General features: G+C 67.0%; 12 protein-coding genes. 8 read left to right on the top strand and 4 right to left on the bottom strand.

What is annotated here, in order from left to right; translation table 11 throughout:
* Positions 1-246: 246 nt before the first annotated feature.
* Positions 247-1,770 (bottom strand): leucyl aminopeptidase, encoded by a 1,524-nt coding sequence (locus BACI349Y_RS11410; RefSeq protein WP_159632197.1) that lies wholly within the window; start codon positions 1,768-1,770, stop codon positions 247-249.
* 256 nt (positions 1,771-2,026) lie between these two features.
* Between BACI349Y_RS11410 and BACI349Y_RS11405 the strand changes: the two genes are divergently transcribed.
* From BACI349Y_RS11405 to BACI349Y_RS11390, 4 genes are all read left to right on the top strand, one after another.
* Entirely contained in the window at positions 2,027-2,965 is a 939-nt protein-coding gene (locus tag BACI349Y_RS11405; protein ID WP_159632196.1) for a proteasome assembly chaperone family protein, read from the top strand.
* Positions 2,966-3,016: 51 nt separating this feature from the next.
* The gene (locus BACI349Y_RS11400) at positions 3,017-4,363 is read left to right on the top strand and encodes an MFS transporter (RefSeq protein WP_159632195.1); all 1,347 of its coding nucleotides are present in this window, start codon (positions 3,017-3,019) and stop codon (positions 4,361-4,363) included.
* 103 nt (positions 4,364-4,466) lie between these two features.
* Complete coding sequence (locus tag BACI349Y_RS11395; protein WP_159632194.1) at positions 4,467-5,810, top strand: DUF4192 family protein; 1,344 nt, start codon at positions 4,467-4,469, stop codon at positions 5,808-5,810.
* 326 nt (positions 5,811-6,136) lie between these two features.
* Positions 6,137-7,447, top strand: coding sequence for an RNA polymerase sigma factor (locus BACI349Y_RS11390; protein ID WP_159632193.1), 1,311 nt, complete (start codon positions 6,137-6,139; stop codon positions 7,445-7,447).
* 212 nt (positions 7,448-7,659) lie between these two features.
* Here BACI349Y_RS11390 and BACI349Y_RS11385 read toward each other — a convergent pair whose 3' ends face one another.
* Positions 7,660-7,881 (bottom strand): DUF7455 domain-containing protein, encoded by a 222-nt coding sequence (locus tag BACI349Y_RS11385; RefSeq protein WP_013600696.1) that lies wholly within the window; start codon positions 7,879-7,881, stop codon positions 7,660-7,662.
* A 256-nt stretch (positions 7,882-8,137) separates the two neighbouring features.
* Here BACI349Y_RS11385 and BACI349Y_RS11380 point away from each other — a divergent pair, with 256 nt between their 5' ends.
* Positions 8,138-10,246, top strand: a complete 2,109-nt coding sequence (locus BACI349Y_RS11380; RefSeq protein ID WP_159632192.1) for a DNA gyrase/topoisomerase IV subunit B — start codon at positions 8,138-8,140, stop codon at positions 10,244-10,246.
* A gap of 47 nt (positions 10,247-10,293) precedes the next feature.
* Here BACI349Y_RS11380 and BACI349Y_RS11375 read toward each other — a convergent pair whose 3' ends face one another.
* Positions 10,294-11,286: a M56 family metallopeptidase gene (locus BACI349Y_RS11375; protein ID WP_159632191.1), complete on the bottom strand. Its 993-nt coding sequence runs from the start codon at positions 11,284-11,286 to the stop codon at positions 10,294-10,296.
* A gap of 6 nt (positions 11,287-11,292) precedes the next feature.
* Positions 11,293-11,676 carry a BlaI/MecI/CopY family transcriptional regulator gene (locus tag BACI349Y_RS11370; protein WP_018769682.1) on the bottom strand — a complete coding sequence of 128 codons (384 nt, stop codon included), beginning with the start codon at positions 11,674-11,676 and terminating at the stop codon, positions 11,293-11,295.
* Between the two features lie 261 nt (positions 11,677-11,937).
* Here BACI349Y_RS11370 and BACI349Y_RS11365 point away from each other — a divergent pair, with 261 nt between their 5' ends.
* The 3 genes from BACI349Y_RS11365 to cydD all read left to right on the top strand — a co-directional run.
* Entirely contained in the window at positions 11,938-13,542 is a 1,605-nt protein-coding gene (locus tag BACI349Y_RS11365; RefSeq protein ID WP_159632190.1) for a cytochrome ubiquinol oxidase subunit I, read from the top strand.
* Between the two features lie 39 nt (positions 13,543-13,581).
* Positions 13,582-14,631: a cytochrome d ubiquinol oxidase subunit II gene (cydB, locus tag BACI349Y_RS11360; RefSeq protein ID WP_159632189.1), complete on the top strand. Its 1,050-nt coding sequence runs from the start codon at positions 13,582-13,584 to the stop codon at positions 14,629-14,631.
* A 1-nt stretch (position 14,632) separates the two neighbouring features.
* The coding region (gene cydD, locus BACI349Y_RS11355) for a thiol reductant ABC exporter subunit CydD (RefSeq protein ID WP_236560799.1) at positions 14,633-16,391 on the top strand (1,759 nt) is incomplete at its 3' end.

The raw sequence follows: 16,391 nt of genomic DNA, 5'->3' as shown, positions 1-16,391 counted from the left end.
CTCCCTCGCGTGAACGATGACGCGATCAGCGCGCATCATCTGGTCTTGGAACTTGCACTGCCGTGATTATGTCAGCAGGGCAACTCTCTTGCATTTGTGACTACCGTGGTTCACCTTAGCGAACCACCTATCCATGCTCCACCTTGGCACTGCGTTTGTGGAGCGCTTGTGTCCAGTGTCACGCGGCTCTGTGGCACAGGGATCACCTGGCCGCAGAGCCGCGTGGCACCGGGGCTGCAGCCGTTCTCAGGCGGCGGCCAGGATGTCCTCCACGTAGGCCACCAGGGTACGGACGGTGCATCCGGTGCCCTGCTTGTGCGTGTAGCCGTACGGGCTGCCGTTGTTAAACGACGGTCCTGCGATGTCGATGTGCGCCCAGGGGATCTGTTCGCCTGCCTTGTCCTTACCCACGAATTCGCGCAGGAACACGGCTGCGGTCATCATGCCGCCATGCCGTTCGCCGATGTTGGCCAGGTCTGCCACCTGGGAATCGAGGGTGGGGCGCAGTTCCTCCGGCAGGGGCATGGGCCACACCAGTTCACCGGCACGGTCAGCCGCTGCCTTGAGCGCCCCCGTGACGCTGTCCGAGCCCATGACTCCCGCGGTGCGGTTCCCCAGCGCGATCAGCTGCGCGCCGGTGAGGGTGGCGACGTCGATGATCGCGTCAGGGTATTCGCGGCTCGCAGCGACGATGCCGTCCGCCATGACCAGCCGGCCTTCGGCGTCGGTATTGAGCACTTCCACGGTCTTGCCGCCGAACATGGTTAGGACGTCGGCAGGGCGTGAGGCGCCGCCGCCGGGCATGTTCTCGGCGATGCACAGCCAGGCGGTCGCCTTGACCGGCAGGCCCAGGCCGGCCAGGGCCAGGACAGTGTTAAGGACGACGGCGGCGCCCGCCATGTCGCTCTTCATGTCACCCATGTTCAGGGCAGGCTTGAGCGAGATTCCGCCGGTGTCGAACGTGATGCCCTTGCCGACGAGGGCGATCTTGGCGGTGGCCTTGGCGGGGGCGTACTCGACCTTGACCAGGCGGGGCTGGCGCGTGGAGCCCTTGCCCACGCCCATGATTCCGCCGAAGCCTTCCTTCTCAAGGCGCTTCTCATCCCAGACCGTCACCTTGACGGGCAGGCCCTTGGCCAGTTCCTTGGCGGCCTCCGCGAAAGATTCCGGGTAGAGGTGGCTGGGCGGCGTGTTGACGAGGGATCGGGTGTTGTTCACGGCCTTGGCAACGTGCCCGGCACGCTTGAGGGCCGCGTCCAGGTCCGCGCTGGCCGCCAGTTCGGTGAAAATCACGGCGTTGCGGACAGGATCCTTCAGCCCGTCAGTCGAGGAACGGAACTCGGTGAAGGAATAGGCGCCCAGTGCGGCACCTTCCGCGACCGCCGCGATGTCCTGCACCCCGGCGGTGGGGAATGCCAGGGTAACCGTGGCCAGGCCGGCCAGCTGCCGGACGGCGGACCCCGCTGCCCGGCGGAGCGACTCGCCCGTGAGCGTTCCGGCGGCGGGAACCTTGCCGACGCCGGCGAGGACCAGGATGCCTGCCCCGGTTTCGGGCAGGCCCGGCAGGCGGACCAGCTGGTCGGCAGCACCGGTCACCCCAAGTGCCTTGAGCGAGTCCGCGAGTGCCTCCGCGGACTTCGCCGTCAACGGGTTGTCCAGAAGAACCGGGCCATCGGCTCCCTGCCCCACCCCGATGACCACTGCGTCGCTGGGGCTCTTCTTAAGGTCCCGCGAGACGGTACTAAGGTTGACTTCAGTATTCTTGACCACAGGGATGAGTCCTCAATTCTCGAAATGTTCGGGCAGGGATGCATGTTGGGCGCTCTGCCATGGTGGCCCGGATCCGGCCGTTCCGGACGGTCCCGGGGTGGATGCAAGCCCGCCTGGCAGGCCAGTTCCGATCGTAGCCCTTACGCGGTGCCGCCGGAGAATTTCCTGAGAGGTGCGCCACACCTGCCGGCGGAATGCCCGGTGCGCCTGCCGCGTTATGAATGATGTCCACCCGCACCCCTGAAAGGAACATGCCGTGCTTGAACGGATTTCCGGCTCCCTGCTGGACCCCGACGCGCTCTATGCCAGCAACATTGAGCTGTTCCACAGCCCTGAACTCCAGGGGCTGAACATGGTCATGGGTTTCACCGGGTTTGCCGACGCCGGCCACGTGGTGAAGCAGATCAACGCCGAACTGCTGGACTCCCTCGACGCGCAGCCCGTTGCGGTCTTCGACGCGGACCAGCTGATCGACTACCGGTCCCGGCGGCCGCACCTGAGCTTCGTCGAAGACCACATCCAGGACTACCAGGAGCCCCGGCTGGCCCTCTACCGGCTGGTGGATGGCCTGGGGAAGCCCTTCCTCCTCCTGGCCGGCTTCGAACCCGACCTGCAGTGGGAACGGTTCGCCCGCGCCGTCGTGAACATCGTGGAGAGGCTCGACGTCAACCTGGTCACCTGGATCCACTCCATTCCCATGCCCGTGCCGCACACCCGCCCGGTAGGCGTGACCGTGCACGGAAACCGGCCCGAGCTGATCGAAGGCATCTCCGTCTGGAAGCCCACCGTTGAAGTTCCTGCCGCTGTGGGCCACATCCTGGAACTCCGCCTTGTTGAGGCGGGACGCAATGTTGCCGGATACGTCATCCATGTCCCGCACTACCTGGCCGAAGCCGAGTACCCCACCGCCGCCGTCGCCGGCCTCGAATACCTGGGCGCTGCGACGTCCCTCATGCTGCCCACTGACCGGCTCCGCGAATCGGGCCGCGAGGTCAGCCGCCAGATCGCCGAACAGATCGAGGCGTCCGAGGAAGTCCAGCAGGTGGTTTCCCGCCTCGAAACCCGGTACGACGAGAAGGCGGACGGCATGGTGCGCCGGTCGCTGCTGGCCAACGAGAACGACGAGCTTCCCGACGCCGACGACCTCGGTGCCGCCGTGGAGGCCTACCTGGCCAGGGAGAACCCCGGGCAGTAGCGCGGCGTCACAGCATCCGGGGTGCACGCACGCGCCGGGCATAATGAAGTGGTGACTGCACCCCGCGCCTGGCTTATCTGGACCATTGGAATTTTCGGGTACCTGGTGGCCGTGGCGCAGCGGACCTCATTCGGCGTGGTGGGACTCGAGGCCACGGAGCGGTTCCACGCCAGCGCGTCCGCCATCTCCTTCTTTACCGTCCTGCAGCTGCTGGTCTACGCCGGTCTCCAGATCCCCGTAGGCCTGCTGGTGGACAGATTCGGATCGCGGGCCATGATCGCCGGCGGCGCGGTCCTGATGGGACTCGGGCAGCTGCAGCTGGCCTTTGCCGACAGCATTCCGGGGGGCGTCCTGGGCCGCGTCCTGGTGGGAGCCGGAGATGCCATGACCTTCATTTCGGTGATCCGGCTGATTCCGCTGTGGTTCGCTCCCGCCCGCGTTCCCCTGGTCACCCAGCTGACCGGCATGTCCGGCCAGTTGGGGCAGCTGTTCAGTGTCCTGCCCTTCGCGCTGGTCCTGCATCTCTCCGGCTGGACCCCCGCGTTCCTGATGCTGGCGGGGATGTCCGCCCTCGCCGTCGTACTGGTCGTCCTGCTGCTGCAGGACGCTCCACCGGGCACCGAAAGGCCGCACGCGCGGCAGGGCCTCCGGGCGACCGGAGCGTCGCTGGCCCGAGCGTGGCGCCAGCCCGGCACCCGCCTGGGCATGTGGAGCCACTTCACCATCCAGTTTTCCGGCACCGTGTTTGCCATGACCTGGGGCTATCCGTTCCTGATCTCCGGCCAGGGCCTGGACGCCGGAACCGTCGCCGCCCTCATGGCGCTCTACGTCGCTGCCGCCATGGCGGTGGGCCCTTTCATTGGGCGCTTCGTTTCGCGGCACCCCCTGCGGCGTTCCACCATGGTCCTGCTGATCGCCGGCGGGACCGCCGCAGCCTGGGCCGCCGTGCTGCTGTTGCCCGGCCGCGCTCCGCTGTGGCTGTTGGCCGGCCTGGTGGTGGTGCTGGCAATCGGCGGCCCGGGATCGATGATCGGCTTCGACTTCGCCCGGACCTTCAACCCGGCGCACCGGATCGGCACCGCCACCGGGATCGTCAACGTTGGCGGCTTCATCGCGGCACTGGTGTCCATATTCCTGATCGGCCTGGTGCTCGACGTCCTCTACGCCTCCGGCTTCTCGCAGGGGGTGCTGTACGGACTGGATCCCTTCCGGTTGGCATTGAGCGTCCAGTTCCTGCTCCTGGCTTTTGGTGCCGCCGCCATCCTGGCCTGCCGGCGGAAGGTACGGCGGCAGATGGCCGACCAGGGGATTGTGGTGCCGCCACTGCGCAGCGCCCTGGCCCGGCAGCGCCGGGAAAGCCTGGCGCGCCGCCGCCAGACAACGCCTACGGACGACTGACTGCTCCTGCACAGGCCGGGTTTTGACCGCCCGGGGGCAGACTTGTCCACTTACGCGGGGAATCGCCTTACGGAAGGCCGGAGTCCGGGCGAAAGCTGGAGCCATGACAGCTTCAGAACGATTAACAGTCCGCGGTCCGGAAGACATCCTTGGCTTCATCCCACACTCACTGGGATATTGGCCCGTCTCCAGCCTGGTAGCCATGACGCTGCACGGCACCAGGCTCGGCGCCACGCTGCGGCTCGACCTTCCCGGACGGGACATCCAGGCAGCCCCGGCCGGTTTCGCCCGCGCCGTCCGCCGCTACCTCGAGGCAGACCGGGACGCTGACGGCTCGTTGCTGGCCGTTTTCACCAGCGACGCCGGGATGGTTCGGCCGTCCGCCTACGAGCACCTGATCTCTGCGGTCCAGTCAGCCCTTGCCGACGGTGGAATGCCCGTGCGCGATGCCTGGTTTGTGGGAGACCGCTACTGGCGCGACGCGTCATGCACCGATCCTTCGTGCTGCCCGGTTCCGGGGCGCCCCGTACAGCAGATCAGGGACAGCCTGCTGAACGCTGAGATGGTGTACCGGGGCAGCAGCGTTGGCCCGGCTCCCCGGACAGGCCGCGGCCCGGCGACGGCGGTCCCCGCCATGCATCTGGCCGCCGTCCTTGAGGCACAGGCCACCTGGGAGGAGGAGCTTGGCGGCAGGTCCGGATGCAGGGCACAGTTCAATGCCGTGCTCGACTTCTGGGAACTGCTGCTGGACCGGTCCCAGGCGGGGCCATGGATGCCCGACGTTGAGCGCGACGCTTTCCTGCGTGCCACGCTGCTCTGTCCCACCTGGCGCGATGCTGTGCTGGTCATGGCAGCGGCCGGCCGCAGCGCTGCGGAAGCCGGAGCCGAACAGTTTGGAGTCCTTCAGGATGCGGGTGCGGACGGCGGCGCAGCCGCAGTGGTGCCGCTGCCTCTGTTGCCTCCGGTGAACTTCCCGGGCCGCCGGGCACCGGGGAACGGCATGCGGGACGAACCTGCCGGCACGCCTGACCCGGCTGCCGTACCCCGGCGGTTGCGCCTGGTGCATGGCGCCCGGGGAACTTCCGGCCCCACGCCCGTCGGATATGGCGAGGTCCTGATGGGCCTGGCGCCGGACGTTCCCGACTGGGAGTGCCTGGACGCGCTGGACCGGGTCCTTGGGCAATTGGCTGTGCTGGGCGGCCGCCCGGCCGTTGCCGCGCTGACCCTTCAGGGCTGGGTTTCATGGTGCCGGGGCCGCGGATCCTATTCGGCCGCCTATCTGGGCCAGGCCCTTGAACTTGAACCGGGCTACCGGCTTGCTGAGCTGTTGCTGGACCTCGTGGGCAGGGGAACACTGTGCGGCTGGGCTGCGCGGAAGGATGCTGCATGGCAGAAGTTCCGGGAGGAAAGCCCGGAGGAAGGTGCGGGGGAGCAGGCTGGTGGGTAGGAGGCCCTGGACGCGGAGGGCAGGCGCAGGCGGAGGTCTGCACACAGGCCAGGCTTTGGCGGCCCATGGCGTCTCAGCGGGAACGGATAACGGCCGGGGAGGCCCGATCCGGGCAAATCATGAGACAATGGATGCCGAGACCCGGTTGGGTCCGTGTATCGAGTGCTTGTAACCGTCCCCGCGAGGGAACATTACAGCCGCTTCGGGAGTTGTCTTAAGTGACTCTGCCGGCCGTGGTGGCGCTTGGTTTTCATCACGGACTTGACAGGGTCATAGTGGTGTTGCCCGTATGGTGATTCCACAGACCACCGCTAGAAAGGTTTTCTGTGACCCCGTCTTCCACGAAGAAGGATTCCGCCGCCCAGGACGTCTTGTCCCCTGAGGAGAAGCAGGCCGCGACCAACGCCAAGCGGGCAGCCACGCGGGCTGCCAACAAGGCTTCGGCCGGCGAGGCTGGAGCGGACGGCAAGCGCGAGCCCAAGAAGCGTGGGCCCAAGCCCGGCGCCAAGGCTGCAGCAGCGGCCGCTGGAAAGTCCGGTGACGTCGACACGGACGAGGTCGAAGAAGTCGAGGAAGACCTCGACGACATCGTCCTCGAAGGTGCGGACGCAGTTGAGGATGCCGACGCTGAACCCGTCAAGGGTGCCGCCGGCAGCGGCAAGGGCTTCGTCTACTCCGACGCCGACGACGATGACGCCCCGGTGCAGCAGGTCATGTCTGCCGGTGCCACCGCTGACCCCGTCAAGGACTACCTGAAGCAGATCGGCAAGGTGGCACTGCTCAACGCGGAGCAGGAAGTGGACCTGGCGCTGCGGATCGAAGCCGGGCTGTTTGCCGAGGAGAAGATCGCCGCTGACGACGGATCCATGGATCCCAAGTACAAGCGGGAGCTCGAGTTCATCATCCACGACGGCAAGCGCGCCAAGAACCACCTGCTGGAGGCCAACCTGCGCCTGGTGGTCTCGCTGGCCAAGCGCTACACCGGCCGCGGCATGCTCTTCCTGGACCTGATCCAGGAAGGCAACCTTGGCCTGATCCGCGCCGTGGAGAAGTTCGACTACACCAAGGGCTTCAAGTTCTCCACCTACGCCACCTGGTGGATCCGCCAGGCAATTACCCGCGCCATGGCCGACCAGGCCCGCACCATCCGTATCCCGGTGCACATGGTTGAGGTCATCAACAAGCTGGCACGTGTCCAGCGCCAGATGCTGCAGGACCTGGGCCGCGAACCCACGCCCGAGGAGCTGGCACTGGAACTGGACATGACCCCGGAAAAGGTTGTCGAAGTCCAGAAGTACGGCCGCGAACCGATTTCGCTCCACACCCCCCTCGGTGAGGACGGCGATTCCGAGTTCGGTGACCTGATCGAGGACTCTGAGGCCGTTGTCCCGGCCGATGCCGTGAGCTTCACGCTCCTGCAGGAGCAGCTGCACTCGGTGCTGGATACCCTTTCCGAGCGCGAGGCCGGCGTCGTCGCCATGCGGTTCGGCCTGACGGATGGACAGCCGAAGACTTTAGACGAAATCGGAAAGGTCTATGGCGTCACCCGCGAGCGGATCCGCCAGATCGAATCGAAGACCATGTCCAAGCTCCGCCACCCGTCCAGGTCGCAGGTGCTGCGGGACTACCTGGACTAAACCCCTTCGCAGGGCCGAACAGGGGCCGTCCCGGATCCACTGAAAAGTGGGTCCGGGACGGCCCCTGTTAGTTTTAGGTTCTGTCGTCTCCGGGCTGGCACGCGGTCCTGTTGCGCTATGGGCCGGCCCAGTCCGGCTCTGCGTCCTTAAACGCCTGCGGGACCCTTCCGTGTGGAAGAGTCCCGCAGGGTTCGTTGTTACCGATGCCTCATCTAGTCGATTTCAACGGCAGCTTTCTCGTGAAGCTTTCCCGTCTCGTCGTGCCAGTCGGAGCTCAACGGCTTGAGCGTCGCCTCGACTGCACGGGCGTGGTGGCCGCAGAACAACAGCTCACCGCCGGAGGACTCGAGTACAACCCGGACATATGCCTGAGCTCCGCAACGGTCGCACCGGTCCAGTGCATTCAGCGTGCGGTCTGCCACTGCTGTTGTCATATCGGCCTCCTTAGTAGATCAGTACATCTATATAACCAGCATTCGTATCCAAACCATCGCAAGGATGGGGCAAGTTCGCTGTGCGCGTATCCGCAAGGTTCCGTCAAGAACTGCCCAGTTCCGCCCGTCACCAAGGCCCGTGGCGTGCCGCACACCCGCCCGCGGGTGTGGCAGACGGCTGTGGCCGCTGCCGCCGACTATTCTGGAAGGTGCGGTCCCAGCGCCGCGTCGACGTCCCTGAAGGAGTTCATCACCAGTGGCACCCAGCTCTGAGTACACCGCCCGGCACCTCTCCGTCCTGGAAGGCCTTGAAGCCGTCCGCAAGCGCCCGGGCATGTACATCGGTTCGACCGACTCGCGCGGCCTCATGCACTGCCTCTGGGAAATCATCGACAACTCCGTGGACGAGGCCCTGGCCGGATTCGGCCACGACATCCGCATCATCCTTCACGCGGACAACTCCGTGGAAATCCACGACGACGGCCGCGGCATCCCCATCGACAAGGAGCCCAAGACGGGCCTCACCGGCGTCGAAGTGGTGTTCACCAAGCTCCACGCCGGCGGCAAGTTCGGCGGCGGCTCCTACACCGCGTCCGGCGGCCTGCACGGCGTGGGCGCCTCAGTGGTCAACGCCCTGTCCTCGCGGCTGGACGTCGAGGTGGACCGGGGTGGCAAGACGTACCGCATGTCCTTTCGCCGCGGCGAACCCGGCCGCTTCAAGGACACCGGTTCCCGCCTCGACCCGGCAGCACCGTTCACGCCGTTCGTCAACGACTCCGTCCTGGACGTGGTGGGGAAGGCCAAGCGCGGCGTCACCGGGACCAGGATCCGCTACTGGGCGGACCGGCAGATCTTCACCCCAGACGCCAAGTTCTCCTACGAGGACCTCGTTGCCCGTGCCCGCCAGACCTCCTTCCTGGTGCCCGGCCTCAAGCTCACCGTGCGGGACGAGCGCAAGGTCCCCGGAACCCCGGGCGAGGCCGGCCCCCACGAAGAGGTCTTCCACCACGACGGCGGCATTTCCGAATTCGTCGAGTTCCTCGCCGCGGACCCGGCCGTCACCGACGTCTGGCGGCTGCACGGCGCAGGAAAGTTCAAGGAAACGGTCCCGGTCCTTGACGAACGCGGCCACAGCCAGCTGGCCGAGGTGGAGCGCGACTGCGAGGTGGACGTGGCGCTCCGCTGGGGGATCGGCTACGACAGCACCGTGCGGAGCTTCGTTAACATCATCGCCACCCCGAAGGGCGGAACGCACCAGTCAGGGTTCGAACAGGCCCTGATCAAGACCTTCCGCAAAGCCGTGGAGGCCAATGCCCGCAAGCTCAAGGCCGGCAACGACAAGATCGAAAAAGACGACATCTTCGCCGGCCTGACCGCCGTGCTGACCGTCCGGCTCGCCGAACCCCAGTTCGAGGGCCAGACCAAGGAGATCCTGGGCACCAGCGCCGTACGCGCCATCGTGGCCAAGGTGGTGGAGCGCGAAATCTCCGCCAAACTGTCCTCCAGCAACCGGAACGACAAGGCCCAGTCGGCACTGCTGCTGGAAAAGATCGTCAACGAGATGAAGTCCCGCATCTCGGCCCGCGTGCACAAGGAGACCCAACGGCGCAAGAACGCGCTGGAAACCTCCTCGATGCCCACCAAGCTCGCTGACTGCCGGACGGACGACGTCGAACGTTCCGAACTCTTCATCGTGGAAGGTGACTCCGCGCTGGGCACGGCCAAGCTGGCGCGCTCCTCCGACTTCCAGGCCCTGCTGCCCATCCGCGGCAAGATCCTCAACGTCCAAAAGGCATCGGTGGGGGACATGCTCTCCAACGCGGAGTGTGCAGCCCTGATCCAGGTGGTCGGGGCAGGCTCCGGCCGCAGCTTCGACATCAGCGCAGCGCGCTACGGCAAGGTCATCCTCATGACCGACGCCGACGTGGACGGTGCCCACATCCGGACGCTGCTGCTGACCCTCTTCTTCCGGTACATGCGGCCCATGATCCTTGAAGGCAGGGTGTTCGCCGCGGTCCCTCCGCTGCACCGGGTGGAAGTCATCAACGCCGGGCAGAAGGCCAACGAGATGATCTACACCTACTCCGAGGCCGAGCTCCACGTGCTCCTGGCCCGCCTGGCCAAGGAAGGCAAGCGGTACAAGGAACCGATCCAGCGCTACAAGGGCCTGGGGGAGATGGACGCCGAGCAGCTGGCCGAGACCACCATGGATCCGCGGCACCGCACCCTGCGCAAGGTGGGAATCGAAAACGCCCAGCAGGCCGAAGAGATCTTCGACCTGCTGATGGGCTCGGACGTTTCCCCGCGCAAGGACTTCATCATTGCCGGCGCATCCAGCCTGGACCGGGAGCGCATCGACGCCTGACCGCCGGCGGCGTCAGTTTGTGGCCGGGCAGGTGTGTGCGGCCGGCTTCAGCCGAGCAGCCCGGGGACCACAAGCAGTGCGGTGGGCAGCGCCAGGAGCAGCGCGCAGCCGGCCATGACCGCACTGCGGACGGCCGCCGGAAGCTGGGGCTGCGGCGTCAGGAGGCGGCTGACCCTGGAGGCTGCGGTCCGGACGGCGTCCGAGCCCGGCCCGCCCGATGCTGCCTCGAGTCCGGACAGGGCCAGCGTGGGAGAGGACGGCCGGATGTCCGTGGTGCCCGTATTGCCTGCAGAGCCGCTGGCCACAATGGCGATGGCCTTGATCAGGGTCGCTTTGCTCTCGGTCCGGAGCGCGACGTCGTCGGCCAGCATTTCGATCAGCGAATTCACCGACTCCTGCGCCAGCCTGGTGGTGGGCAGCCATGGAAGCGCCTGCCGCCAGGCTGCGAAGGCCCACAGGAGCAGGTGGTGCCGCTGGCTCAGGTGGGCGTTTTCGTGGATCAGGACGGCACGCAGTTCGGCCGGTTCAAGGGCCGCCATCAGGCCGTCCGACAGGACGGTCACCGAGCGTGCGCCGCCCGGGAGGCAGTAGGCCACAGGGGAATCGTGGTTGATGACGAGCGTTCCGGCGCCCTGGGCCGAGGGCGAGGCGAGGAGGGCGAGCAGTTCCCGGTGCCGGCGCCGCTGCCGCTGGATTTTGTAATACGTCAGCAGCAGCGTGAAGACCAGGTGGGCCGTGAGCAGTGCGGCAGCGGACAGCGCAAAGATATGCCAGAACCCCAGTGCCGTGGTGGGGGCATTGAAAAGCACCATGCCGGCAAGGGCGCGCAGCCCCGCGATGAGGTTGTCACCAACAGGTTCCAGGCCGTAGACCAGCATGGCGCCGATCATGGAAAGCCCACCTGCGAGTGCGATTGCCTGCCACAGCAGCATGGCCGTGAAGGGCGATCTGGCCGGCCACTGGGCCCGTGACAGGAGGATTGGCACCGGCCAGGCCAGGATTATCGCAAGGACCGCCAGCAGGTATGAGGCCCAGAACATGGTGTGTTAGAGGTGACCCAGCAGTTTGCGCAGCGTCTCGGCTTCACCTTCGGAGACAGACCCGATGAAGCGGGCCAGGACGGCCTCGCGGTCCGGGGCTGACCCAAGGACCTCATGCATGAGCTCGGCGGTGTGGTCAGCACGGCTGGACACTGCCTGGTACCGGTGCGGGCGGGTTCCGCGTTCGCGCTCAACCAGCCCTTTCTTCTCCAGGCGGGAAAGTACGGTAAGCACCGTCGTGACGGCCAGTTCCTTGCCTTCGTGGCCCGGACCGCCCTGTGCAGCCGACGTGCGCGCCAGCTGGTCCCTCAGGGTATTGGCCGTAGCCGCTTCCTGGCCCGCCCAGAGCAGGTCCATCACTGCCCGTTCCAGTTCACCAAGACTAGCCATTTCACTTTTCCTTTATTTCCCCGCACCGTGCGCTGTGAGGCGCCCGGTGACGACACGCGGTTGTTCAACTACACAACTAAATTTACCCCGAAACCGCCGAACCTTCTACATCGGGTAGAACATCTGGCGCGCCGCGTCCCGGTGGGCGATCCTTAGGGAGGGTGATCGGTTTTCGCCCGCCGTCGACCGTGTTCTACACTTTGTAGAAGTTACAGTTCTACGAAGCGTAGAAAACTGCATTGGCTAACAGTAGGGACTGCCATGGACGCCTTGGAAATCGCACGCTGGCAATTCGGTATCACCACGGTCTACCACTTCATGATGGTGCCGCTGACCATTGGCCTGGGCCTGGTGGTCGCCGTGATCCAGACGGCCTGGTACCGCACCGGCAAGCCCGAGTACCTGCGCATGACCAAGTTCTGGGGAAAGCTGTTCCTCATCAACTTCATCATGGGCGTTGCCACGGGCATCGTGCAGGAGTTCCAGTTCGGCATGGCCTGGAGCGAGTACAGCCGCTTCGTCGGTGACGTCTTCGGCGCACCGCTGGCCCTCGAGGCACTCCTGGCCTTCTTCGTCGAGTCCACCTTCCTGGGCCTCTGGATCTTCGGCTGGAAGCAGCTCAAGCCCGCCATCCACCTGGCCTGCCTCTGGGTGGCCGTTATAGGATCAGCACTTTCCGCCTACTTCATCATCGTGGCCAACAGCTGGATGCAGCACCCGGTGGGCGTGGAAATGATCAACGGCCGGCCCGTCATGACCGACGCCTGGGCAGTATTCACCAACAACACCGCCCTCGTCGCCGTCCCGCACACCCTGTTCGGCGCCCTCGCCGTGGCAGGCGGATTCCTCCTGGGCATTGCCTGGTACCACCTGTGGCGCAGGCGGCACGACGGCATTGACACCGTGGGCGCCGACGGCCGCGTCATCCCCGGTGAAGACGCCCGCATCCCCGGCCGCGACCGCACCGACCACAGCGTGTGGATCCGGTCCCTGCGCATCGGCGCCGTGGTGGCCATGATCTCCTTCGCCGGCACCGCGGTCACCGGTGACCTGCAGGGCAAGCTCATGTTCCAGCAGCAGCCCATGAAGATGGCCGCCGCGGAGGCCGCCTGCCACGACGGCACCGGGTTCTCCGTCCTGAGCATCGGCAACGTGGGATCCAAGAACTGCGACGACGTGGTGGCCGTGATCGAAGTCCCCGGCATCCTGTCCTTCCTGGCCAAGGGCGACTTCACCACCGAGGTCCAGGGCGTCAACAGCCTGCTGCCCGAGTACAAGGCCAACTACGGAACCCACCTGCCGGACAATCCCATCTACGGCGAACGCGCCGGCCAGGAAATCCAGTACGTCCCCGTCATGGAAGTCACTTACTGGGGCTTCCGGATGATGATCGGCTTCGGCGGACTCGCCGCCCTGGCGGCACTGGTGGCACTCTGGCTCACCCGCAAGGGGACGGTGCCCGAAGCACGGTGGCTCATGCGGCTGGCCGTGTTCGGCATCCTGGCACCCTTCGGCGCCAACGCCGCCGGCTGGATCTTCACCGAGATGGGCCGCCAGCCGTTCGTGGTTGCGCCCAACCCGGATCCCAGCGGCATTGACCAGGTGTTCATGTTCACCGCAGCCGCCGTGTCACCGGGTGTCTCCGCAGGGGAACTGATCGCCTCCCTGGTGGCCCTGACCGCCGTGTACGCCGTCCTGCTGGTGGTGGAAGTGAAACTGCTGGTCAAGTACATCCGCGGCGGCGTGGTCTCCGCGATGCCGGAACTCGCCCATGCACCCGCGGACGAAAACGAGGACCAGACGCCCGGCCCAGGCGGCAACGGGGACACCAAGCCCGCCGACGACGTCCTGGCCTTCGCCTACTAACCGCATCCGGCTCCAAAGACCGAGCAGAGGAAACACACAATGGAACTGCTGCCTACCATCTGGTTCATCGCCATCGCGGTGCTGTGGACCGGCTACCTCTTCCTGGAGGGCTTCGACCTGGGCGTCGGGATGCTGATGAAGCTCTTCGCCCGCAACAACACCGAACGCCGCGTGCTCCTGAACACCATCGGGCCCGTCTGGGACGGCAACGAGGTGTGGCTGCTGACTGCAGGCGGTGCCACCTTCGCCGCCTTCCCGCTCTGGTACGCGTCCTTGTTCTCCGCGCTCTACCTGCCGCTGCTGGTGGTCCTGCTGGCCCTGATCTTCCGTGCCGTGGCGTTCGAATACCGCGGCAAGGTGGACACCGACAGCTGGCGGAACCGTTGGGACTGGGCCATCGCGCTGGGCTCCTTCTTCGCCGCCTTCGGCGTGGGGGCCGCCCTGGCCCTCACCACCACCGGCCTGCCGCTGAACGCCAACGGCGACCGCGAGGGCGGCCCCATGGCCTGGTTCAGCGGCTACGCCCTTCTTGGCGGCGTGGCGGTGGTGGGGTTCTCCCTCCTGCACGCCTTGGCCTTCCTGGCCCTCAAGACCGATGGGGACGTTCGGCACCGGGCCCGCCAGTGGTTCGTGCGGCTCCTGCCGGTCCTGCTCCTGCCCATCGCGGCATGGGCACTCGCCATCCAGTTCATGGACGGCAAGCCCTGGACCTGGGCCGCCGTCGTCCTGGCCGTTGGCGCCGCCGTCGCTGCTTGGCTGCTGGCCCGGAGGGGCTCTGAAGGCAGGGCCTTCCTGGCCCTCGGCGGCTTCCTGGTGCTGGGCACCACCGCCATCTTCGGCGCCGTGTTCCCCGTGGTGCTGCCCTCCACGCTGGACAGCGCCTTCGACCTCACCATCTCCAACGCATCCTCCTCGGACTACACCCTGGGACTGATGAGCATCGTGGCGGCATTCGGCCTTCCCCTGGTGATTGCGTACCAGGCATGGACCTACTGGGTGTTCCGCCGCCGGGTGAGCGCCGCGCACATCCCGGAAGCCCACAGCTTCCTCCCGGCGGTCGCCGCCAGGGCCTTCACCACCAAGGGCTGACGTGCGCCCAACTTTTCCCGCCGGTCCGTCCACCCGCTCAGCGATCTATTGGCTGGGACTCCTGGCCGCGCTCAAGGCGCTGTCCCTGGTCCTCATCGGGCAGGCAGTGGCCTCCGTCCTGGCGGGACTGGTTGCCGGGAACCCGGAGTGGGGGAGCCAGCTGACCGCCGGACTTGCCGGCGTCGTCCTCCGCTCCCTGACCGTGTGGGGCCAGGCCGTCGCTGCACGCCGCGCGGCGCTGGGCGTGAAGGAGGAGCTTCGCGCTGAGCTGCTGGAGCGCGCCCTGCGCACCGGTGTGCGCGGATCCGGCGACGGCGGCCTGGCGGTCCTCGCCACCCGCGGCCTGGACGCCCTGGACAGCTACTACACCCAGTTCCTTCCCGCACTGGTCAACTGCGCGGCCGTTCCGCTGCTGCTGGGGGCCCGGATTCTCTTCGCGGACTGGGTGAGTGCGCTGGTCATCGTGCTGACGGTGCCGCTGATCCCGGTGTTCATGGTGCTGATCGGCCGGTACACCGAGGACAGCGTGCGGCAGGCCCAGGCGTCGCTGGCACGGCTCTCGGCGCACATGCTGGAGCTGGCCAAGGGCCTGCCGGTCCTGGTGGGGCTGGGACGTGCCACCGCCCAACGCAAGGCCCTTGAAGAGATTTCGGAGGAATACCGCTCGCGCACCATGGGCACTTTGCGCACCGCGTTCCTGTCCGCGCTGGCCCTGGAACTTATCGCCACCATTTCGGTGGCAGTGGTGGCCGTCTTCATTGGCGTCCGGCTGGTCCATGGTGACATGCCGCTTGAGGCCGGCCTGCTGGCGCTCATCCTGGCGCCGGACTGCTACCTTCCGCTGCGCGAACTTGGCACCGCCCACCACGCCAGCGACGACGGCAGGGTGGCGCTCGCCGCAACAGCATCCGTGACCGGGGCTCCCGAGGCTGCACCCCTGCCCGCTGCCAAGGCCGGCAGGCCCGGCGCTCCCTTGGAGGTCACCGGACTCACCGTGACGTATGCCAGCCGGTCCGGAGCCGCCGTCGGGCCCCTCACGTTCACCGCACCGCAGGACAGGATTGCCGCCCTGGACGGCCCCAGCGGCGCCGGCAAGAGCACCGTCCTGGGCGTTCTCGCCGGAACGGTCGGCGACGGCGGCGGGACCAGTATTACCGGGTCCATCAGCGGACTGGACCGCCGCGCGGTGGCCTGGGTGCCGCAGCACCCCGTCATGGTGGCCGGAACCGTCCTGGACGAGGTGCTGCTCTACCTCTCACCGGACCCCGGGCATGGCCCGGACAGGTTCACCACGGAAGAGGCTGCGCGCCGCTGCCTGGAACGCGCCGGCGCCGGGCACCTGGCAGCAAAGCACCAGGCGGAACTGAGCCCGGGCGAGCTGCGCCGGGTCGCACTGGCCCGCGGCCTGGCCCGGATCGAGGCCGGCGCCACCCTCCTGCTGCTCGACGAACCCACCGCACACCTCGATGACGCGTCCGCCGTGATCGTCGAGGACGCCATCCGCCGGCTCCGTGGCCAGGTCACCGTGATCCTGGTGGCCCACAACCAGCGCACCCGGCAGCTGGCGGACCTGCTGGTGCCGGTGGCGCCGGCGCCGGGGGCCGACGCCGTAGCCCACCAGGAGGGTGCTGCTGCCGCGTTGCTGCCCGCCACCATGCCGGCCACCCTTCCTGCCGGCCCGGCAGGAGTCCGCGCGGCAGACGAGGGGGCACCGGACGTCGCTTCCACGGACCTCCCCGCCACACGAAACCCGGCCGAGG

The organism is Arthrobacter sp. 8AJ (assembly GCF_902506025.1).
In the GTDB taxonomy this organism is placed as follows: Bacteria; Actinomycetota; Actinomycetes; order Actinomycetales; family Micrococcaceae; genus Arthrobacter.
The sequence above is the reverse complement of the archived record's forward strand: the minus strand, read 5'-3'. Positions and strand labels throughout refer to the sequence as shown.